This is a genomic window from Chelatococcus sp. KU-N122 (genome assembly GCF_055391085.1).
Genome location: NZ_AP043981.1, coordinates 3,691,009 through 3,710,027, shown reverse-complemented (window position 1 = coordinate 3,710,027; position 19,019 = coordinate 3,691,009). Strand labels below are relative to the sequence as shown.

At 67.9% G+C, this 19,019-nt stretch carries 19 protein-coding genes; 13 read left to right on the top strand and 6 right to left on the bottom strand.

Annotated features, from left to right (window positions below; all coding sequences use genetic code 11):
* Positions 1-75: 75 nt before the first annotated feature.
* Positions 76-843, bottom strand: coding sequence for a DUF169 domain-containing protein (locus ACZ5PO_RS16595; RefSeq protein WP_464195384.1), 768 nt, complete (start codon positions 841-843; stop codon positions 76-78).
* 239 nt (positions 844-1,082) lie between these two features.
* Here ACZ5PO_RS16595 and ACZ5PO_RS16590 point away from each other — a divergent pair, with 239 nt between their 5' ends.
* Positions 1,083-1,559, top strand: coding sequence for a hypothetical protein (locus ACZ5PO_RS16590; protein WP_464195382.1), 477 nt, complete (start codon positions 1,083-1,085; stop codon positions 1,557-1,559).
* Between the two features lie 15 nt (positions 1,560-1,574).
* Here the strand turns inward: ACZ5PO_RS16590 and ACZ5PO_RS16585 are convergent, their stop codons facing one another.
* From ACZ5PO_RS16585 to gcvA, 3 genes are all read right to left on the bottom strand, one after another.
* Positions 1,575-3,527: an alpha-amylase family protein gene (locus ACZ5PO_RS16585; protein WP_464195380.1), complete on the bottom strand. Its 1,953-nt coding sequence runs from the start codon at positions 3,525-3,527 to the stop codon at positions 1,575-1,577.
* A gap of 487 nt (positions 3,528-4,014) precedes the next feature.
* The gene (locus tag ACZ5PO_RS16580; protein ID WP_464195378.1) at positions 4,015-4,806 is read right to left on the bottom strand and encodes a hypothetical protein; all 792 of its coding nucleotides are present in this window, start codon (positions 4,804-4,806) and stop codon (positions 4,015-4,017) included.
* Positions 4,807-4,869: 63 nt separating this feature from the next.
* Positions 4,870-5,769: a transcriptional regulator GcvA gene (gene gcvA, locus ACZ5PO_RS16575; protein WP_464195376.1), complete on the bottom strand. Its 900-nt coding sequence runs from the start codon at positions 5,767-5,769 to the stop codon at positions 4,870-4,872.
* 166 nt (positions 5,770-5,935) lie between these two features.
* Between gcvA and ACZ5PO_RS16570 the strand changes: the two genes are divergently transcribed.
* The 3 genes from ACZ5PO_RS16570 to ACZ5PO_RS16560 all read left to right on the top strand — a co-directional run bounded on the left by ACZ5PO_RS16570 (position 5,936) and on the right by ACZ5PO_RS16560 (position 11,324).
* Positions 5,936-7,072: an iron-containing alcohol dehydrogenase gene (locus tag ACZ5PO_RS16570; RefSeq protein ID WP_464195374.1), complete on the top strand. Its 1,137-nt coding sequence runs from the start codon at positions 5,936-5,938 to the stop codon at positions 7,070-7,072.
* A gap of 213 nt (positions 7,073-7,285) precedes the next feature.
* Complete coding sequence (locus tag ACZ5PO_RS16565; protein WP_464195372.1) at positions 7,286-9,184, top strand: adenylate/guanylate cyclase domain-containing protein; 1,899 nt, start codon at positions 7,286-7,288, stop codon at positions 9,182-9,184.
* 313 nt (positions 9,185-9,497) lie between these two features.
* A complete protein-coding gene (locus tag ACZ5PO_RS16560) occupies positions 9,498-11,324 on the top strand; it encodes an adenylate/guanylate cyclase domain-containing protein (protein ID WP_464195370.1) in 1,827 nt (608 codons plus the stop codon).
* A gap of 44 nt (positions 11,325-11,368) precedes the next feature.
* Here the strand turns inward: ACZ5PO_RS16560 and ACZ5PO_RS16555 are convergent, their stop codons facing one another.
* Both ACZ5PO_RS16555 and ACZ5PO_RS16550 read right to left on the bottom strand, forming a co-directional pair.
* The gene (locus tag ACZ5PO_RS16555) at positions 11,369-12,055 is read right to left on the bottom strand and encodes a hypothetical protein (protein ID WP_464195368.1); all 687 of its coding nucleotides are present in this window, start codon (positions 12,053-12,055) and stop codon (positions 11,369-11,371) included.
* A 99-nt stretch (positions 12,056-12,154) separates the two neighbouring features.
* Positions 12,155-13,579, bottom strand: a complete 1,425-nt coding sequence (locus tag ACZ5PO_RS16550) for an 8-oxoguanine deaminase (RefSeq protein WP_464195366.1) — start codon at positions 13,577-13,579, stop codon at positions 12,155-12,157.
* A gap of 163 nt (positions 13,580-13,742) precedes the next feature.
* Here ACZ5PO_RS16550 and ACZ5PO_RS16545 point away from each other — a divergent pair, with 163 nt between their 5' ends.
* From ACZ5PO_RS16545 to ACZ5PO_RS16505, 9 genes are all read left to right on the top strand, one after another.
* A complete protein-coding gene (locus ACZ5PO_RS16545; protein ID WP_464195364.1) occupies positions 13,743-14,375 on the top strand; it encodes a CDP-alcohol phosphatidyltransferase family protein in 633 nt (210 codons plus the stop codon).
* Positions 14,372-14,989: a lysophospholipid acyltransferase family protein gene (locus ACZ5PO_RS16540; RefSeq protein WP_464195362.1), complete on the top strand. Its 618-nt coding sequence runs from the start codon at positions 14,372-14,374 to the stop codon at positions 14,987-14,989. Before ACZ5PO_RS16545 ends, ACZ5PO_RS16540 begins: the two co-directional genes overlap by 4 nt.
* Complete coding sequence (locus ACZ5PO_RS16535) at positions 14,989-15,918, top strand: phosphatidate cytidylyltransferase (protein WP_464195360.1); 930 nt, start codon at positions 14,989-14,991, stop codon at positions 15,916-15,918. The genes ACZ5PO_RS16540 and ACZ5PO_RS16535 overlap by 1 nt, the downstream gene beginning before the upstream one ends.
* 237 nt (positions 15,919-16,155) lie before the next feature.
* Positions 16,156-16,359: a hypothetical protein gene (locus ACZ5PO_RS16530; RefSeq protein ID WP_464195358.1), complete on the top strand. Its 204-nt coding sequence runs from the start codon at positions 16,156-16,158 to the stop codon at positions 16,357-16,359.
* 262 nt (positions 16,360-16,621) lie between these two features.
* Complete coding sequence (locus tag ACZ5PO_RS16525) at positions 16,622-16,834, top strand: cold-shock protein (protein WP_464195356.1); 213 nt, start codon at positions 16,622-16,624, stop codon at positions 16,832-16,834.
* A gap of 271 nt (positions 16,835-17,105) precedes the next feature.
* Positions 17,106-17,231, top strand: coding sequence for a hypothetical protein (locus ACZ5PO_RS16520; RefSeq protein ID WP_464195354.1), 126 nt, complete (start codon positions 17,106-17,108; stop codon positions 17,229-17,231).
* 318 nt (positions 17,232-17,549) lie between these two features.
* Positions 17,550-17,957, top strand: coding sequence for an acyl-CoA thioesterase (locus tag ACZ5PO_RS16515; RefSeq protein ID WP_464195352.1), 408 nt, complete (start codon positions 17,550-17,552; stop codon positions 17,955-17,957).
* Positions 17,958-18,121: 164 nt separating this feature from the next.
* The gene (locus tag ACZ5PO_RS16510; protein ID WP_464195350.1) at positions 18,122-18,568 is read left to right on the top strand and encodes an SRPBCC family protein; all 447 of its coding nucleotides are present in this window, start codon (positions 18,122-18,124) and stop codon (positions 18,566-18,568) included.
* A gap of 4 nt (positions 18,569-18,572) precedes the next feature.
* A complete protein-coding gene (locus tag ACZ5PO_RS16505; protein ID WP_464195348.1) occupies positions 18,573-18,893 on the top strand; it encodes an ArsR/SmtB family transcription factor in 321 nt (106 codons plus the stop codon).
* The last annotated feature ends 126 nt before the right edge of the window (positions 18,894-19,019 follow it).

Below are 19,019 nucleotides of genomic sequence, written 5' to 3'. Positions count from 1 at the left end.
CGCGATGCGGCCCGGCTGGGGTTCGGCGCCGCGGCGCGGCTGCGCGACGAGATCGAGCGCCTACAGGCGACCGAGCTACGGTCCCCCGTAGCTGACCCCCATGCCGGCGCGCACATCCTGCTGAATGCCGTATTGTGGAAACGGATAGCGCAGGCCGTTCCTGGACAATGCCTCCATGCCGGCAATCGCCTGACCGAGCATGTCGGGCGGCAGCGCCATCAGCATCTCATCGTCCAGCACGCCGCCATAGCGGCGCTCGGCGAAGCATGGAATCGACAAGCTGGGCTGGCGTGTCTTCAAGGCACGGCCCCAGGAGTCGGCGCAGGCGGATTCGCCGACGACACTCCAGTCGAAGCGCTTGTAGCCGGCCCATTGCAGCCCGTTGATGAAATACATCATCGCTCCCGGCGTCGCATAGAACAGCGCGATATCGGGTGGGTCGAGCCGCCCCGATGAGAGCGGCGAGACGGCGATCGCCTGATAGCGGCCGTCCTCGACGCAGTTCATCGCCGCCTGGTGGGCGCCGGCATCCTCAGGTGTCGAATACCAGACGCCGACCATGCGCTGCCCGGATGTCCATTCGGCATCCTTGGCGTTGCCGAGGCCGATCACCGCTCGGCACTGCGCGCCCACCAAATCCTCGGCGGTGGCCCCTACGGTCCACCCCAGCCGAGCTGCCTGTGCCACGACCTGATCGAAGGCGTGAATGGCCTTCGGGCGACGGATGCGCGGAATGGCCGCCATGTCCTCGGCACGCTCGAACAGCTTCATGCCGAATGGTGCGTTGCGTAACTTCAGCAGACGTTCAAGCTCCGCAGCCTGGCCGATCAGATCGCTAGGCATCGTGGTCTCCTCCCAAGGGCTCGCGGCCGCTCGTTGATGACGGCCACAAGGGCCAGAGTAGAGACATCAAGGGGCTCTGTCCTCGCCGAGTTCGGCTGGCCGCCGACCGCGAGGCGGCGCCCTCGAACAGAACGTGGGTCATCGTGCAGTGGAGCACAGACCGGCGTCCTTCGATCACCGACGCTGACCCGTCGCGGCGAGAAGGCCGATCAGGCAATGCAGCGGTAGGAGGACGTTCAATGACGACGAGACGAGATTTGCTCCGCTTGACGGCGTCGCTCCTGATCGTCCCGTATGCGGGCTCGGCGTTCGCCGCCGACGACGACCCTGCCGCGGTCGTCAAGGCGCTCTATGCGACCTACGGCGTTGGCGACAATAGCAATTCGGGATTCAATGAGCGGCTTGCCGCGAAATTATTCGATCGAGACCTTCTGAAACTCTACAAGAGGGCGGTAGCCGGTGGGCTCGATTACGACTTCTTCGTTCAAGGCCAGGATTTCAGCTTAGCGCGACCGATTTCGATTGATCGCATCGAGATTCAGGGGCGCTCGGCCAAGGTGCGGGCAACGCTGGAACAGTCGTTTGGAGGCGATCAAAAGGTCAAGAGGGATTCATTCACATTCAGCCTGGTGAAAGAAGCAAGCGGCTGGCGGCTGCACGATGCATCCTGTGGTGGCCGATCCGTTTCATCCGAATGGAGGGCCACCACGCAGTAACCTGTGCGATGGCCCTCAAGCCGGGAGCCAGACCCGAGCGAAAACGAAGCCCAACGGAGCTGGGATCGCCGCGCGGACCAGCCCGTCGCCGATCACCATGTCGCCCTGCCCCGCCAGCACTTCGCAAGCGGAGGCTTCCAGGAGCGGCACCTGAATGGCCGCTTCCGCGGCCGGGCTGAGCTCGCGGAACAGCAGGAGGTAGCCCGACTGCCGGTCGGGGGCGATCGCCGCGAAACCCGTCCAGCTCACGCCGTCCGGCGCCGCGCCGATCGGCAGGATCGAGCCGGCGAAGATGGCGTCGCGGTGGGCCTTCCAAGTGGCGATCAGCGGAGCCGCCTCGGCGACGTAATCCTCCGGCAGGCCGGACACCTCGAGCCAGGCCAGGGGCGAGGCGAACATCACGGTGGCGAAGAGGCAGTCCGGGCGGTACGTGGCAGGCCCGAGCGGGTCGTCGGCGTATTTGTCCGTATTGCGGGCGTTGTTCAGCCATTCCATGCGCAGCCGCAGCGGATCCAGGTAGTGACTGAGCTGCCACAGGTTTCGCAGGGTCGTATGTGGCCAGTAGCGCCGGGAATCCGTATAGCGGTTCTCGATGAACAGCGGTCCGCTGTCCATGCGGCCGAAATAGCCGGGGCGGGTCTCCGCCGTCACGTCGCAGTCGAGCAGGATGCGGCCGTCGGACTGGCGCAGGACATGGTCGAAGAACGCGTGCAGATTGCGCTCGCCCCGCTTGCTGCGCAGCTTGATGCTGTCGACCTTGAAATGGTCGATGCCGTGGTCTGCATGCAGCTGCAGCAGGTGGTCGGCATCCTTGCGCCAGTGGGCGAAGTGGTCGGCCGAATCGGGCGCGAACCACAGGCCAAGGCGCACGCCCAGCGCTCTCGCCTGCCGCACCAGGGGCGCCAGACCCTGGGGGAAGCGCTCGGGGTGCACGGCCCAGAAATCCTGGTCGGCGTCGTGGAACCCTTCCCAGACGCCGCCCGAGGTCTCCGCATGGACCGAATTGCTGCTGGTGCCCTTCTGCCAGCCATCGTCGATCTGCACGACCTCGACGCCCAGCCGCTGGGCGGCAGCGATTTCCTCGCTCAGAAACGCTGCGTTGATGCGGCCGTCGCGGTTGCGGTCGCCCCATGTATTGGACAGCAGTAATCCGTCGCAGCCGGGGCGATAGCAATGTACTGCCCGTTGATAAGCCTGTAACGCCACGGTGCGCCCGGCCTTGCCGTCGGCGGAGAGGATCACCGTCCACCCATAGCCCGGCTGCTCATCGTCGACGGCGTTACCATGCCCGATGAGCGTCAGACGCCGTTCGTTCGCGCGGACGACGAGATCGGCAGGCGTCGCCACCGGACGGGCGTGGGGCAGTGGCGCGTGCTTGAGCAGGATCAGCCCGCATCCGGTCAGCACGTCCTCCACGGCGAAGAGGCAGCCTTCGAGGCGCAACGCCTGCTCCGAGGGGTGCAGCAGCCATTCGGCCTCCTGCACGAGCTCGTTGTGAAAATCCGTGCTGTCGCGGAGATTGACCTGGGTCAGGCTCAGATGGAGCGGCGTCAGGGCCAAGGATTCCAGCACGTCGGAGCCGTCGGACGGGTCGGATGCGCCCAGGCCGGTTGCAGCGAGACGCATGGTCACGGCCGCGACGCCGGGGGTGATCTCGACGAAATAGGTCAGGCTGGACCCGGCGCCGGCCGCGTTCAGCTGCGCCTTTAGCGAGCTGCCGCCGTCGTGGGTGGTCAGCGTCACCACCCGCTCCTCGGCGACAGGCAGCCCAACGGCGGTGGGTGCGGGCTTACGCCGGAGGCCTTGCAGCCATTCTTTGTGTGCGGGCTTGTGATACAGCGACACGGCGACGAGCTGGCCGGCCGCGTCGACGCGCCATCGCCGCTCGATCAGCTCGTTGCCGACCACCAGCTCCCGCCGCCGCTGATCGAGCCGGGCGTAGCACGGGCCTGCCGTTTCGTCATGCATCGCACACTCCTCGGTTACGCCTGCGATGCAGGTAGCTTGTCCATGGCAGTTGGCCTCATGATGCGCCGCTGGCAACGGCTGATACATGGCGCGGAAGGGTGGCGCCCTGACGACGCACCGACGCTCACTCCTTTGTGGCTCGCACATCGGACAGAGGTGCCGCGGCTCCACCCCATCTGCGCCACTGCTGCGATGCCTGCAATTTGGCGCCGCGCCCGGTGGTTGGACAGCCAAGCCCAGCCGCAACCTTTACCCTCGGACAGCGCGACGTCTTTGACCGCTTCATGTCCCGCACCGCAGGCGAGCCGCCGGGCGAAAACGACACGATTCCGGGCGACTACCGGCGTCCCCGCGCGAGGGGGCCGAAGCACAAGGGGCATCGCGGGACATCCGAGACGCCGTAGAACGTCCCATCGAAGCCCCGCCGAGGGGCCGACGCCACGGCCGTGCCTCGTCACGGCGGGGCCTGACCCGGCCGTGCATCGGCTCAGTTCATGACCTCGACCCGGCGGTCGCGCGCGGGCACGCCGGCGCGGCGGCGCTCGTCCTCGGTCTCCCGGCGCCAGCCGAGGCGCGTCAGATGCGCCAGCACGGCTTCGACGATCTCGGCGTGAGCTTCCGGCTGATGCTCCACGGCCGGCTGGGCGCCGCGGAGCTCGCGCCTGAGGAAATCGTGGTAGCTCTCGCCGAGGTCCCTGAGGTAAGCGACGAGCTTCGCGGCCTGCCGCTCGCCGCAGGGCCAGACCGCGGCGTCCGCCTCGCGAACGAACCGCCGGTCGCAGAGCACCGTATAGGCGGCGCGGGCGAAGTAGTCGTCTTGCAGTGCGCCGAGAAACGACAGATCGCGCGCGAGTACAGCCTCCAGATCGGGAGCATCCGTCAGCGGCGGCGGCGTATAGGCCGGCTGCCGGCCGTCGATGAACACGACGTCGTCGGGGCGGATATCGGCCTTGCCGTAGACCCACCGCTTCGGCCCGGTGGCGCGCCGCCGGAAGCCGCCGTCGAGGGTGTAGTGCGCCGCGCCGCGGCTGCCGTCGGGATAGCGGATGCCGAGCACCTGGTGCGGCAGGCCCAGGCTCCACAGGACCACGGCCTCGCCGTGCCGCGTGCGCCAGCCGGGATTGCCCTCCCAGCGGCGCTGCCCGGGCAGGACGATGCTGCCGACGCGCAGATCCTCAGCCCAAACACCCGGGAATGGCTCGCCTTCGCCGACCAGGGGATAATGCACCTCAAGGAATTCCGGAGTAAATCCCGTCCTCTCATTCGTCTGTTCGTTCACTCAATACTCCTAGCGAAACCCTGTTCCAGTCGATCCGTCCGCCGACCGAGGACAGCCCGGATATCAGCCTTCGACTTCTGTCCGTCGGTCGGCTGCGGCCTCCTCAAGAAGCCAATCCCGGAATGCCGTGACCTTGTTCCCCTCCATCGCCGGCGGATAGACGATGAAATGGGAATAGGCGGTGCGGTAGCTCTGCGGGAACAGGCGGACCAGCCGCCCGGCCGCGAGCTCGCTCGCGCAGATCGAGCTTCGTGCAAGCGCGATGCCATGCCCGGCAACGGCCGCGTCGAGTAGCAGATGGGCATCCGTGAACGAGGTGCCGCGCACCTCGGCGTCCGCAGCGAGGCCGACCGTGCGAAACCAGTAGGACCAGGGCAGATTGGCGTCGCGCAGCAACGGCATATGCAACAATTCGCTGGGGCTTGCGGGCAAGCGGCCGTCGTTGAAGGACGGACTGCAGACCGGGAAGAGCTCCTCGTCCATGAGCTTGATCGCCCGCAGGCCGGGCCAGTCGCCGCGCCCGAAGCGGATCGCCAGCTCGACGCCGTCGACGTCGAAGTTCGCCAGGTGCGAGCCGGTGCGGATATTGATCTCGATATCGGGATGGCGCTGGTGAAAGCGGGACAGCCGTGGAATGAGCCATCGTGCCGCCAGTACCGGCAACAGGCTGACCGTCAATTGCCGCGAGCTCTTCACGGCCCTGATCGCGTCCAGGGCGCGCGCGATCTCGCCGATGGCGAGGTCCACGCTCCTGCGCAACTGCTGCCCATCCGCGGTCAGGAGCATCTTGCCGCCGCGGCGTTCGAACAGGCTGAATCCCAGGTCCCCTTCGAGCTGCTTGATCCGTTGGCTCACCGCCCCATGCGTGACGTGGATCTCGTCGGCGGCGCGCGAGTAGCTTTCATGCCGGGCGGCGATCGCGAAGATGCGGAGGGCGTCCAGCGACGGCAGCGAGCGAGGCATGGCCTATAAAGTTAGAATTCCTAACAGGGACTGTCAAAAGGATTTGCTGGCTATCCACTGCCCTCGGCCATAAGCCTGATAGAGCGGCTATCACGCGGGAGGCGCTCGATGCGCACGGTCGGCAGCTACACCTATCCGCCCATGGATCGCGTCATCTACTCCGCCCATGGATCGCGTCATCTACGGCAAGCCGGCGGACCAGGCGGTGCGCGAAGAGGCCGAGCGCCTGGACGCCCACCGCGTCTTCCTGATCGTCAGCCGCACCCTGAACACGACGACGGACGAGATCGCCAAGGTCATCGCGGCCCTGGGTTCGCGCCATGCGGGCACTTACGACGGCGTGCCACAACATACGACGCGCCTCGCCGCGGTCGCGGCCGCGAAGCAGGCCTTCGACCTCGACGCCGATCTCATCGTCGCCATCGGCGGCGGCTCGGTGGTCGATGCGGCCAAGATCGTCCTGATGTGCATGGAGCACCAGATCTTCGAGGACAGCGGCCTCGACGGCTTCGAGGTGGAGTCGACGCCGCAGGGTCCACGGCCCAGCCCGTTCCGCGCGCCCAAGGCCCGCCTGATCGCCGTCCCCAGCACGCTCTCCGGCGGTGAGTTCAACTCTGGCAGCCTGGTGACGGATACACGGCGCAAGCTCAAGCAGATCTTCAATCACCCGCACATGATGCCGCGCTCGATCATTCTCGACGCCGCCATCACCCGGCACACTCCGCAGACCCTGTGGCTGGGCTCTGGCACGCGCGCCATGGACCACGGCATCGAGGCCATCTGCTCGCCCGCCGGCAATCCGCTGGTCGACAGCGCCTGCCTCAGCGGCCTGCGCCTGCTGCACGACGGCCTGCTCAGGACCAAGGAGGCGCCGGATGACATGGACGCCCGCCGGAGCTGCCAGTTCGGCTCATGGCTGTCGGCGTTCGGGTTGCAGTCGCGCGTGCCCATGGGCGCCAGCCACGCCATCGGCCACGTGCTCGGCGGCACGTGCGATGTGCCCCATTACCTCTGCACGGCCGTGATGATGCCGAGCGTGCTGCGCTACAACCGCCCGGCGACGCGGGAGGCGCAGGAGCACATTGCCGAGGCGCTGCGCGCGCCCGGACGGGATGCAGGCGAGGCCTTCGCCGGCTTCATCGCGGCACTCGGCCTGCCCCGGCGGCTGGCCGACGTCGGGGTCGAGGCCGACAAGTTCAACCGCATCGGCGAGATCGCCTCGGCGCACATTTTCGCCCGCTCCAACCCGCAGCCCATTCGCGGCGTCGACGACGTGGTGGCGATCCTGCGCCTGGCTGCGTGAGCGCGGGACTGGCGCCGGCGCCGGGGAGCCAAGGCGTCCGGCGATTGGCCGGAAATGCCCAATTTCAGAAAAAGATACATGAACTCAACAACTTGAGCATCGCCCCGCAATTGGATATGCTCACTCAATTGGCAAATGCCGCCGCGCCAGGCAGCGGCCGCACGTGACGGCTGTACCCTTTCCGGCTATCAACGGGCCGGGCGGGACATCACCATGGGCAAGCATACGGCAACAGGATGGTCGCGGCCCCTGCGGGTGCACCTGGCCGTCGTCATGGTCGGCCTGCTCGTCGGCGTGTCCGGATTGATCGCCGGCCTGCACTTCGTCGCGGGCCGCAAGGCGGCGATCGAGCTGGCCAGCCAGCAGATGCGCATCCTCTCGGAGCGCCTCGTCGAGAACTACCGTCTGCTGTCGGCGGAATCGGTGATGTTCGTCGAGGTCGCGGCCATTGCCGACGAGTTCCAGCTGCCGCCGCCAGACCGCCTGCGCTCCAAGATCGCCTACCTGCGCTTGGCGGTCGACCGCTCGGCGCAGGTCGACGGCGCCTACGTAGGCTATCCGAACGGCGAGTTCGTGCACGTGGTGCATCTCACCCGCTCGCCGGAATGGCGGGCGGCGCTCGGCTCTCCGGCCGGGGCGGCCTATGCGGTCCGCGTCATCACGTCCGCCGACGACGGCCGGCGACACTCGCAGTGGACCTTCTACGACGGCGCCATGGGCGAGCTCGGCGTGAGGCCCGAGACAGGCACCATCTACGATCCGCGCCTGCGGCCCTGGTACAGGCTGGCGGCGAACCAGCGGGACACGGTCTCCGTGCCGCCCTACACGTTCGCCACGACGCGCGAGCTGGGCATGACCGTGGCCAAGGCGCACGACGCCAACCGCACCATCGTCTTCGGCGTCGACGTCGTGCTGTCGACCCTGTCCAGGTTCCTGGACGCGAGCCAGGTGGCCAAGGGCGCGATGACGCTGGTGGTGGCGCCCGACGGCAACGTGCTGATCCGGTCGGGCGCCCAGGCGATCGACGCCGCCCCGCTGCGGGGGCTCGCGCGGGCCAACACGCCACCCGGCACGCCCCCGTCGCAGCTCACCCTCGACGGGCAAACCTACCTCGTGTCGTCGAGCGCCGTCGACTTCGAGAACCTGCTCAAGGGCTCGCGGATCCTGGTCGCCGCCCCCTTGGCGGCGCTGACCCGGAGCGCCGACCGGGCGCTGTGGCGTGACCTCGCCATCGCGGTCGCCATCCTGGCGCTCGGTGTGCTGGTGGCCCTCGTCCTGGCGCGCCGCATCGCCAAGGCATTGCGCAAGCTGACCAGAGAGGCGAACGGCCTGAAGGACCTGCTGCTCGTGCCGCCGGCGCGGGTCCGCACCCGCATCACCGAGATCGCCGCGCTCGGCCGCGCCATGACGGGCGCACGCAACGCCATCAACGGCTTCGGCCTCTACGTCCCGGTCGAGATCGTCCGGCGCATCCTGGACGACGGCCGCTACGCCAGCCGCTCGGCCTCCCGGCAGGAGGTGACGGCGCTGTTCACCGACATCGCCGACTTCACCACCATCAGCGAACGCATCGCGCCGGAGGAGGTGGTCGCCATGCTGTCCGCCTATTTCGATCGCATCCACCACGTAGTCCTGGCGAACAACGGCGTGCTGATCCAGTTCCTGGGCGATTCCGTCTTCGCCCTGTGGAACGCGCCGGTCGCCGACCCGCGCCACGCGGAGCGCGCCTGCCGCTGCGCCCTGGACCTGGTCGCCGAGATCGAGTCCTTCAACCGGGAACAGGAGCAGCAGGGCCTGCCGCCGTTCCGCACGCGCGTCGGCATCCACACGGGACCTGCGGTGGTGGGCAGCGTCGGCGCCGAGGCGCGGCTCCAGTACACGGCGATGGGCGACACCATCAATCTGGCCTCGCGACTGGAGGGGATCAACAAGACCTACGGCACGGCGATCCTGGTGTCGGAGACCACGGCGGCCCGCTGCGGCGACGCCTTCGTGTTCCGCAAGGTCGATACGGTGCAGGCCAAGGGACGGTCGAAAGCCGTCACCGTATACGAGCTCAAGGCGGCGCGTGCCAGGGTAGCGGCGCGGGAGACGGCCGAAACCGTCGCCTGAGCAGAGATTATGCCGAGTCTCCGAGCCCGCCCTTGGGCGGAGCCCGGACATCCTGCTCAGAGCACGCCCCCACGAGCGCGCACCGGCTTTGGGCAGGATTGCGCTCAAGACCAAGGCCTGGGGCGGGACGATGATCCGAGGAAAAATCATCCTGGCGTGAGCCGGCGCCGGCCGTAGGGCACGGGCCACCGGCGTCAATTCGCGCCCGGCCGCCGGCCGTGACCCGCCTGCCCTTTCCGTCTATCGAAGCGCCATGGGCGAGCACGCATCAACGAGGTGGTCACGGCCTCTTCGGGAGTACCTGGCCGTCGTCATGGTCGGCCTGCTGATCGGGGTCACCGGACTGATCGCGGGCCTGCATTTCAACGCGGGCCGCACGGCGGCGATCGCGCTGGCGAGCCAGCACATGCGCGTGCTGTCGGAGCGCCTGGTCGAGACCCATCGCCTGCTGTCGGCGGAATCGGTGATGTTCGTCGAGGTGGCGGCCATTGCCGACGAGTTCGAGCGGCCGCCCCCCGACCAGCTGGCGTCGAAGATCGCCTATCTCAAGCTCGCCGTCGACCGCTCGGCCCACGTGGACGGCGCCTATGTGGGCTACCCGAACGGCGACGCCGTCAATCTGGTGCACCTGGGGCGCTCGCCGCGCTGGCGGGCGGCGCTCGATGCTCCGGCCGCCGCCACCTATGCCGTACGCGTCGTCACCATCGGCCACGACAGCCGCCGGCATGCGCAATGGACGTTCTACGATGCCGGCATGGCAGTGCTCGGCACGCGGCCGGAAGCCGGCGGCCCGTACGACCCGCGCACGCGGCCGTGGTACCGCCTGGGGAGCGGGCGGCCCGATACCGCCTCGGTGCCGCCCTACGTGTTCGAGACCACCGGCGAGCTCGGCATGACCGTCGCCAAGGCGCACAGCAGCAACCCGGGCATCGTCTTCGGCGTCGACGTCGTGCTGTCGACGCTGTCGAGCTTCCTGGACGCCAGCCGCGTCACGCCCGGCGCGATCACGCTGGTCATCGGGCCGGACGGCGACGTCGTGATCCGCTCGGGCCCGACCCAGGTCGACGTCGCCCCCCTGCTGCGGCGGGCGGTGCCGGTGGATGCGATCTCGCAGCTCACGCTCGACGGCCAGCCGTATCTCGTGTCCGCGACCGGCGTCGACTTCGACAGCCTGCTCAAGGGCTCGCGCGTCGTCGTCGCCGCGCCGCTGGCGGAGCTGACGCGCACGGCGGACGCCGCGCTGATGCGCGACCTCGCCATCGCCGCGGCGATCCTGCTGGCCGGCGTGCTGCTGGCGCTCGTCCTCTCCCGCCAGATCTCCAAGACGTTGCGCCGACTGACCGGCGAGGCGGACAGCCTGAAGGACCTGCTGCTCGCGCCGCCGGTCGAGGTGCAATCCCGGATCTCCGAGATCTCGGCCCTCAGCCGGGCCATGGCGGCGGCGCGGACCGCCATCAACGGCTTCGGCCTCTACGTGCCGGTGGAGATCGTCAGGCGCATCCTCGACGACGGCCGCTTCACCAGCCGCTCGGCGGCCCGGCAGGAGGTGACGGCGCTGTTCACCGACATCGCCGACTTCACCACCATCAGCGAGCGCATCGCGCCGGAGGACGTCGTCGCCATGCTGTCCGCCTACTTCGACCGCATCCATCAGGTGGTGCTGGCCAACGACGGCGTGCTGATCCAGTTTCTCGGCGATTCCGTCTTCGCCCTGTGGAACGCGCCGAGCGCCGATCCGCACCACGCAGAGCACGCCTGCCGCTGTGCGCTGGAGATGAGCGCGGCGATCGACGCCTTCAACCGGGAGCAGGAGCAGCAGGGCCTGCCGCCATTCCGCACCCGCATCGGCATCCATACGGGACCGGCGGTGGTGGGCAGCGTCGGCGCCGAGACGCGCCTGCAGTACACGGCGATGGGCGACACCATCAATCTCGCCTCGCGGCTCGAAGGCATCAACAAGACCTACGGCACGTCGATCCTGGTGTCGGAGATCACGGCGGCCCGCTGCGGCGACGCCTTCGTGTTCCGCAAGGTCGATACGGTGCAGGCCAAGGGGCGCATGGAAGCCGTCACGGTGTATGAGCTGGTGTCGGCGCAGGCCGACGCGACGGAGCGAAAAGCGGCCGAACCCGTCGCCTGAGGCGGCCGTCGCGCCGAAGGCACGCGCCCCTCTCGCGCTTCCGCCTACCGGCGGGACGTGACGGCGAACTGCCCGACGAACCACTCGGTGTACCAGCGCAACACCCACGGAATGGGGATGATCAGCACGAAGCCGATGCCGGCCGCCAGCGTGCGCCACAGGATGGCGAGACCGGTTCCCGTAAACTGGAAGCCGAGCGAGCCGCGGATGCTGTCGGCGATCCATCGGAACCAGTATTTCACCGCCCAGGCCCAGCCGATGACTGTCACAAACGAGGCGATCAGCAGGATATTCCACCCGATGAAGCCGATGTACGAGCCTTCGCAGGTGAGCCGGGTCTGCTGGTCGTCAGTATAGAGACGGCCCACGAACCATTTGACCAGCCACGCGCCGAGCAACATTTCGATCAGAATCACCAGAAAGATGCCGCCATTGTCCTGAAATGCCGTGCCAAGCACTGCGGCGAGGCCGAGGCCGAGGAAGAGTGGCCAGCTGTCCGCAGCGCTGGCCGCAAGCCGCAACGGGCGGCCGTCGGGCAACGCGATCCGCTCGGCAAACCACCTGTAGAACCAAGGGCCGGCCCACGGGGCCGGGACGACGAGGCCGACGCCGATGGCCATGACGATACTGCGCCATGTCAGCCCCCACAGCGGAAACGACGGCATCAGCGATGGCGCGCCGCCTGCGGCGGTGGGCGTGGATGCGGGGAGGCCGATATCTGGAACGCTCATGCTACCTGCCCTGCTGTCCAGGCCCGGAGCCCGCATTGCGGGCCTCCCTGGCACTCGTGGCAATCGGACCGGGCAACCGGCCGCGGATGTCGTGCACCCTCACGCGGCGACGTTGGCGAGCGCGCGGGCGTGGCGGTTGTGCTCGGCCACCACCTGGCGCAGGTCGACCGTGGTGACGCGGCCCGCGTCCACGACGACCCGGCCGTCGATAACCGTGTAGTGGGCCTTCTGCGGCGCGCAGAACACGACGGCCGCCACCGGGTCGCTGAGCGCGCCGGCGAAGTCCACCGTGTTCAGGTCTATGCTGAAGAAGTCTGCGCACTTGCCCGGCTCGAGCGAGCCGATGTCGTCGCGGCCGAGCACACGGGCGCCGCCCAGGGTGGCCAGCTCCAGCGCCTCGCGCGCCGTCATCCATTCGGCCGCGCGCTTGGGGTGGGACTGCGACAGGTTCATATAGGTCTGAGGCCCCTCCGGCGGCAGCAGGCCCATCTTCAGCCGCGCCAGCAGGAAGGCCGTGCGCACCTCGAGCATCATGTTCGAGGCATCGTTGCTGGCCGAGCCGTCGACGCCGATGCCGACCTTCACGCCCGCTTCCATGTAGCGCTTGATCGGGGCGATGCCGGAGGCCAGCCGCATGTTGGACGAGGGACAATGCGAGGCGCCGCAGCCGCATTGGGCCATGTGGCGGATCTCGTCGTCGACGACGTGGATGGCGTGGGCGAACCACACGTCGTCGCCCAGCCAGTCGACTGTCTCCATCCATTCGACCGGGCGCATGGAGAAGGTGTTGAGGGTGTAGCGCTCCTCGTCGAGGGTCTCGCACAGGTGCGTGTGCAGGCCGACCTTGTACTGGCGGGCCATGGCCGCGGTATCCTTGAGCAGGCCGGGCGTCACGGAGAACGGCGAGCACGGCGCCAGCACGATGCGCAGCATCGAGCCGCGGCTGGCGTCGTGATAGGTCTCAATGGCGCGCTGGCAATCCTTCAGGATGAACGCTTCGTCCTCGACGCAGTCGTCCGGCGGCAGGCCGCCATTGGATTCGCCGCGGGACATGGAGCCCCGGCTGCAATGGAAGCGGGACCCGAACTCCTTGGCCGCGTCGATGACGCAGTCCACCGTGTTGCCGCTCTTGAACACGTAGGTGTGATCGAAGACCGTCGTGCAGCCGCTGAGCGCCAGCTCGGCGAGGCCCACGATGACGCTGGCGCGCGACGCCTCCGGCGTGGTGGCAGCCCAGACCCGGTACTGCGCCTTCAGCCAGGGGAACAGGTTGTTGTTCTGGCAAGCCGGCAGGTTGCGCGTCAGCGTCTGGTTGAGATGGTGGTGGCAGTTGACGAAGCCGGGCAGCAGAATCTGCCCGGTCATGTCGAGCACGGTGTCGGCCGTCTGTGGCAAGTCCGCCGCGGGTCCGACCTGCTTGATGACGCCATCCTCGGCATAGAGGCTGGCGCCGGTGAGCTCCCGCCGCTCCCCGTCCATGGTCACCAGCACGTCGGCGTTCTTGGCGAGCAGGCTTGTCGGCATATGCGTTCCCCCCAACGCAGAATTGCTGCGCGATGACCGTAGCCCGGCGCGAAGATGACGGATAGCGGCAAACGCCCGAGCTCCGGCTTGCTGAGCGCAGGCTCGCGTCGTGCTAGGTTGCCTGCAAAGGGACGGAATCGGATCGAAGGTTGGATACGCTGCAATGACGCCTACCGGAGAAGAGCCGGCACGCCGGCCGATCGCAAGCCGATCGTCGCCGTGGGCGATCGGCCTCAGCGCGCGCCTGGCGCGCTCAGGCGTCACGCCGAACAGCATTTCCCTGCTCTCGGTGGCGTTCGCCGCCGTCGGCGGCGCGCTTATCGCCTGGGTGGGCCATCCGCTCGCCTGGCTGCTGGCAGCCGCCTTCGTGCAGCTTCGCCTCGTCTGCAACCTGCTCGACGGCATGGTGGCGATCGAAGGCGGCCTGAAGACCGCGAGCGGCCCTCTCTACAACGAGTTCCCCGACCGCATCGCCGACACGCTCCTGCTGGTGCCGCTGGGATACGCGGCTGATGTCCCGTGGCTCGGCTGGGCCGGCGCGCTGCTGGCGGCCCTGACCGCTTATGTGCGCGTGTTCGGCGGCGCGCTCGGCCTGCCGCAGGACTTCAGCGGCGTCATGGCCAAGCAGCGCCGGATGGCGGCCCTGACCCTCGGCCTCGTGGCGCAGAGCGTGGAGAGCCTGCTGGCGACGACCCGCTGGTCGCTGCTGGCCGCAGCAATCGTCATCGCGGCCGGCAGCCTGGCCACCTGCATCTCGCGCAGCCTCAAGATCGCCCGCGCGCTGGAGACCGCATGACCGCCTTCGTCAGCGGCCTGCTCGTCTGGCTGGTGCGCATCCTGGTGGGGGCGCGGGCGGACTGGCGCGGGTGCGCGCCCAGCGGCCAGCGTCGCATCTATTTCGCCAATCACAGCAGCCACTTCGACACGCTCGCCGTGATGGCGGCACTGCCCGGGAGGGTCCGCCGGCTCACCCGCCCGGCGGCGGCGCAGGACTACTGGGGCGCGAGCCCGCTGCGCCGCTTCATCGCCGAGAGGTGCCTGCGCGCCGTGCTGATCGACCGGGCCCCGCCGCCGGGCAGCGATCCGCTGGCTCCGCTCCAGCGCGTCCTGGAGCAGGGCTGCTCGATCCTGATCTTCCCGGAGGGGACACGCGGCAGCGGTGAGGCCATCGCCTCCTTTCGCAGCGGCATCTTCCAGCTCTCGCAACGCTTCCCGGACGTGGATCTGGTGCCCGTCTACCTCGACAATTTGCAGCGCATCCTGCCCAAGGGCAGCTTCCTGATCGTGCCGATCACCTGCACCGCCCGCTTCGGCGCGCCGCTGCGGGCCGCGGCCGATGAAGGCCGGGCCGAATTCCTGGAGCGCGCTCGCGCTGCCGTGCTGCAGCTGGCCGAGCCGGGGCAGGCGTGATGACCGAGCAACTGAGCTACGTCCTCGCCGGCATCCTGTCCCTGCTGGTGCTCGCCTCCGTGGCCGGCTTCGTGTTGGAGCGCCGCGCCAGCGGGCCGCAAGCCCAGGACACGGTCCGCAACCTCAACGCCCGCATTCGCGCCTGGTGGGTGATGATCGTCGTGTTCGGCGGCGCCATCCTGCTGGGCGAGACCGCGACGGTCATCCTGTTCGCGCTGCTGTCCTTCCTGGCGCTGCGCGAGTTCTGGACGCTGACGCCGTCGCGACGCGGCGATCACGTGGCGCTGTTCCTGTCGTTCTTCGTCGTGCTGCCCCTGCACTACCTGCTCCTCGGCGTCGGCCGTTACGGCCTCTTCTCCATCTTCATCCCCGTCTATGCCTTCCTGATCCTGCCGGCGGTGACGACGCTCGCCGGAGATACCAGCGAATTCCTGGCGCGCAGCGCCAAGGTGCAATGGGGGTTGATGCTGACGGTCTACTCGGTCAGCCATGCGCCGGCGCTGCTGCTATTGGAGACCGGCGTGCCGGCGGCCCTGCTGCTGGTCTACCTCGTCGTGGTCGTCCAGCTCAGCGACGTGTTCCAGTACGTCTGGGGCAAGATGCTCGGCCGCCGGCTGCTGGCGCCGGGCATCAGCCCGTCCAAGACCGTCGAAGGCCTCGTCGGCGGAGCCGTGTCCGCCGTCGTCGTCGGCACCCTCCTGCACGGGCTGACGCCGTTCTCCCCGGTGCAGGCAGCCGCCATCAGCACGGTGATCGTCGCCGCCGGCTTTTTCGGCGGCTTCGTGCTGTCGGCCATCAAGCGCGATCTGAAGGCCAAGGACTGGGGCTACGTCATCGAAGGGCATGGCGGCGTCCTCGACCGCATCGACTCCCTCACCTTCGCCGCCCCGCTGTTCTTCCACATGACGCGCTACTGGTTCACCGCCTAGGCGGACTGATCGCGGAACGACATCGGCGGCCACGCAGGCGAAGGCCGCGTTCGGAGCGGACGATGCCGCGGCCGCTTCAACCCTCCATATCGACGCATCCCAGGCGGTTCGCGTCGGAGCGGCATTATCAAAACGCGCAAGATCGAATAAGATTTCCCCGGGCTCGCGACGGCCCGTCGTCGCCGTCGCGATTATTCCGATCATCGTCGGACGCTCCATTGTTCGAGGGGAGCTCAAATGAAAGGCGTTGCTCACCACAAGTTTCGCCTTGGCCAAACAGTCAAGTTTGCGCCCGTTGCGATCGCCGCCGCCGACGGCGACTACGAGGTCACCCGGCTTTTGCCGCCAACCGATGGGGAGTTTTCTTACCGGATCAAAAGCAAACGCGAGGCGCACGAGCGTGTGGCGCGAGAAGGCCAGCTGACCGCCAGCGGCCTTTGAGGCCCCGCACCGCGGGCCGGCCGAGCCTGCGGGCAGGCCGGCGGAAACGAGCCTGGATCCCCGCATACCTCGTTCGAGCGGGGTGGGCGAATACCGCTTGTGCCGCTATCGCCGAAGGAGCATATTGCGCCGCCGATAGACGGTCAGCTGAATCGATCTCCGCTCGAAGTTTTTGTGCTGTTTTTGTTCATGACCTGAAGTCAGTTTCGACGGCTCGCCTCTGGGCGAGTGATCTAGATCTACGTTTATGAAGGACTAAGGCATGGCAACGGGAACCGTTAAGTGGTTCAATTCTCAGAAGGGCTTCGGCTTCATCGCTCCAGATGACGGCGGCAGTGACGCGTTTGTCCACATCAGCGCTGTCGAGCGGGCCGGCCTCAGCGACCTGCGCGAAGGGCAGAAGGTCTCGTACGAGCTCGTCTCCGACCGCAGGAGCGGCAAGATGTCGGCGGACAATCTGAAGAGCCTCAGCTGACGGACGCCGCCATGGCGTACGTGCTCCCGTCCATCGTGAGCTAGCCTGGATAAAGCGCGCGGCCGTGCAACTGATATGCGCGGCTGCGTGTCGCGGTCGATGCCAAGCGCCGGCACGGCCCGCATCCAGCGTCTTGCACCAGCGACCCGCGCTGACGTCGTCCGAGACGGCTCGCCGGCCACGCGGCGGCCAAAATCCAAGCTCAGAGCATCGCGGTCGGGCGCTTGCCGCCGTCGAACTCATTGGTGCGCGGCGGCTACAGGAGGTTTCGATGGCCAAAGGTCAAAAGCGCAGCAACCGCGAAATCAAGAAGCCCAAGACGAAGAAGGAGGCTGTCGCCGCTCCGGCGACCATGAGCAAGGGCATTTCGCCGCTCGGCGGGACGGCCAAGAAATAGCCCTCGGTCAAGCCTCGGCAGCAGGGCGCTCGAGCGCTTCGCGATTGGGTGGACTCACCCAATCGCAGAAGAAGCGCCCCAGATTCAAAAGGTTATGAGCATTTCTCTGCCATTGGATGATCCCGTCCAATGCCGAAATGCTCTAGCCGGGAACACGCTGGTCTGAGCGCCGGCGTTTCGAGGTCGACAGGCCAAGACGGTGCCAGCACGGGCGCAGCGAATTCTTCGCCGGCGTCGCTTTGTACTTGTGAACGCAGCAAATGGCCTCATCCGGGCTTCGGCAGTCGCACCAGCGGCCGAGCCGTGGTATGCTTTGCCATGCGGTCTTCCACGCCCTACGACTTTACGGTTCAGATCGAACCGGCCGATATCGATTTCATGGGGCACGTGAACAACGCCAGCTACCTCAAGTGGGTGCAGGCGGCTGTTCTCAGCCATTGGCAGCGGCTGGCTCCGGCGGACGTCGTAGCCTCGCATTTGTGGGTGGCGCTGAAGCACGAGATCACCTACCGCAAGCCGGCGTTCCTCGATGACAAGGTGATCGCGACCGTCAGGCTGGGCAAGGTGCGCGGGGCCAGCGCCTTTTACGAGACCATCATCAAGCGCGGCGAGGACGTGCTCGCCGAGGTGAAGTCGCGCTGGTGCTGCCTCGACGCCGCGACCCGCCGGCCGGCACGGCTGGCCAACAGCCTGGTCGAGAGCTTCTTCCCCAAAGCCGCCCCCTGACGCAGCGGCACGACGGTGGAACGAGACGCCGCGCCTCCGACCACCCTTCACCACGAGCTGTCGGATGCCCCATCCGGGGCTCGCGGGCGCGCGCCGCCATCCGCAACCGACGAGTTGCCAATCCTGCTGCGGCATGTCAGATAAAGGCAACCGGGAGGTTGCCCATGTCCGATCGCATCGAGAAGACCATCGTGCTGACCGCCCCGATCGAGCGGGTCTGGCGGGCGCTGATCGACCACACCGAGTTCGGCGCGTGGTTCCGCGTCAAGCTGGATGGCCCCTTCGTACTCGGCGAGGTCAGCACCGGCCAGATGACCTACCCCGGCTACGAGCACGTGAGATGGCGGGCGACGGTCACGGACATGGACCCGCCGCGGCTGTTCGCCTTCACCTGGCCCCATCCGGCCGACCTCCACGCCGCGGACGACGCGCAGGAGCCGACGACGCGCGTCGAGTTCCGGCTCGAGCCGGCGGGCTTGGGCACACGCCTGACCATCGTCGAGTCAGGTTTCGCCGCCCTGCCGCCCGATCGTCGGGCAGACGCCATGCGCAGCAACGACAAGGGCTGGACGGAGCAGGTGGGCAACATCCAGGCTCACCTCCGGGGCTAGCCCGTTGACGGCTCAGCCCAACCCGGCGCCGGTGTTTGCCGCCCTCGGCGACCCGACGCGGCTGGCGCTGCTGCTGAAACTGAGCGACGGCCGCGCCCGGTCGATCGCCACGCTGTCGGCGGATACGCAGCTGACGCGGCAGGCCGTCACCAAGCACCTGCACGTGCTGGAGAACGTGGGTCTGGTCGCGAGCACGCGCGTTGGCCGCGAAAGCCAGTTCGCCTGCACGCCCGAACCGATCGGCGCAGCCCGCTCGTATCTCGACACCGTGTCGCGGCAATGGGACGACGCCCTCGCCCGCCTGCAGGCATTCGTCGAGCGCTGACGATGGTCACGTCTGGCCGGGACGGTCCGCGAAGCGCGCGCCAAGGCCGGGCTTGACCCGGCCATCCATCCACAGCAAGTGTCGCGGCAGGGCAAGCCCCTGCGCGGCATGATGTCCTGAAGCCGG

Bases quoted from the DNA above. Each gene is read 5' to 3' on its own strand.
- ACZ5PO_RS16595 (WP_464195384.1), bottom strand. From the start codon at position 843: ATGCCTAGCGATCTGATCGGCCAGGCTGCGGAGCTTGAACGTCTGCTG.
- ACZ5PO_RS16590 (WP_464195382.1), top strand. From the start codon at position 1,083: ATGACGACGAGACGAGATTTGCTCCGCTTGACGGCGTCGCTCCTGATC.
- ACZ5PO_RS16585 (WP_464195380.1), bottom strand. From the start codon at position 3,527: ATGCATGACGAAACGGCAGGCCCGTGCTACGCCCGGCTCGATCAGCGG.
- gcvA (WP_464195376.1), bottom strand. From the start codon at position 5,769: ATGCCTCGCTCGCTGCCGTCGCTGGACGCCCTCCGCATCTTCGCGATC.
- ACZ5PO_RS16570 (WP_464195374.1), top strand. From the start codon at position 5,936: ATGGATCGCGTCATCTACGGCAAGCCGGCGGACCAGGCGGTGCGCGAA.
- ACZ5PO_RS16565 (WP_464195372.1), top strand. From the start codon at position 7,286: ATGGGCAAGCATACGGCAACAGGATGGTCGCGGCCCCTGCGGGTGCAC.
- ACZ5PO_RS16560 (WP_464195370.1), top strand. From the start codon at position 9,498: ATGGTCGGCCTGCTGATCGGGGTCACCGGACTGATCGCGGGCCTGCAT.
- ACZ5PO_RS16555 (WP_464195368.1), bottom strand. From the start codon at position 12,055: ATGAGCGTTCCAGATATCGGCCTCCCCGCATCCACGCCCACCGCCGCA.
- ACZ5PO_RS16550 (WP_464195366.1), bottom strand. From the start codon at position 13,579: ATGCCGACAAGCCTGCTCGCCAAGAACGCCGACGTGCTGGTGACCATG.
- ACZ5PO_RS16545 (WP_464195364.1), top strand. From the start codon at position 13,743: ATGACGCCTACCGGAGAAGAGCCGGCACGCCGGCCGATCGCAAGCCGA.
- ACZ5PO_RS16540 (WP_464195362.1), top strand. From the start codon at position 14,372: ATGACCGCCTTCGTCAGCGGCCTGCTCGTCTGGCTGGTGCGCATCCTG.
- ACZ5PO_RS16535 (WP_464195360.1), top strand. From the start codon at position 14,989: ATGACCGAGCAACTGAGCTACGTCCTCGCCGGCATCCTGTCCCTGCTG.
- ACZ5PO_RS16530 (WP_464195358.1), top strand. From the start codon at position 16,156: ATGAAAGGCGTTGCTCACCACAAGTTTCGCCTTGGCCAAACAGTCAAG.
- ACZ5PO_RS16525 (WP_464195356.1), top strand. From the start codon at position 16,622: ATGGCAACGGGAACCGTTAAGTGGTTCAATTCTCAGAAGGGCTTCGGC.
- ACZ5PO_RS16520 (WP_464195354.1), top strand. From the start codon at position 17,106: ATGGCCAAAGGTCAAAAGCGCAGCAACCGCGAAATCAAGAAGCCCAAG.
- ACZ5PO_RS16515 (WP_464195352.1), top strand. From the start codon at position 17,550: ATGCGGTCTTCCACGCCCTACGACTTTACGGTTCAGATCGAACCGGCC.
- ACZ5PO_RS16510 (WP_464195350.1), top strand. From the start codon at position 18,122: ATGTCCGATCGCATCGAGAAGACCATCGTGCTGACCGCCCCGATCGAG.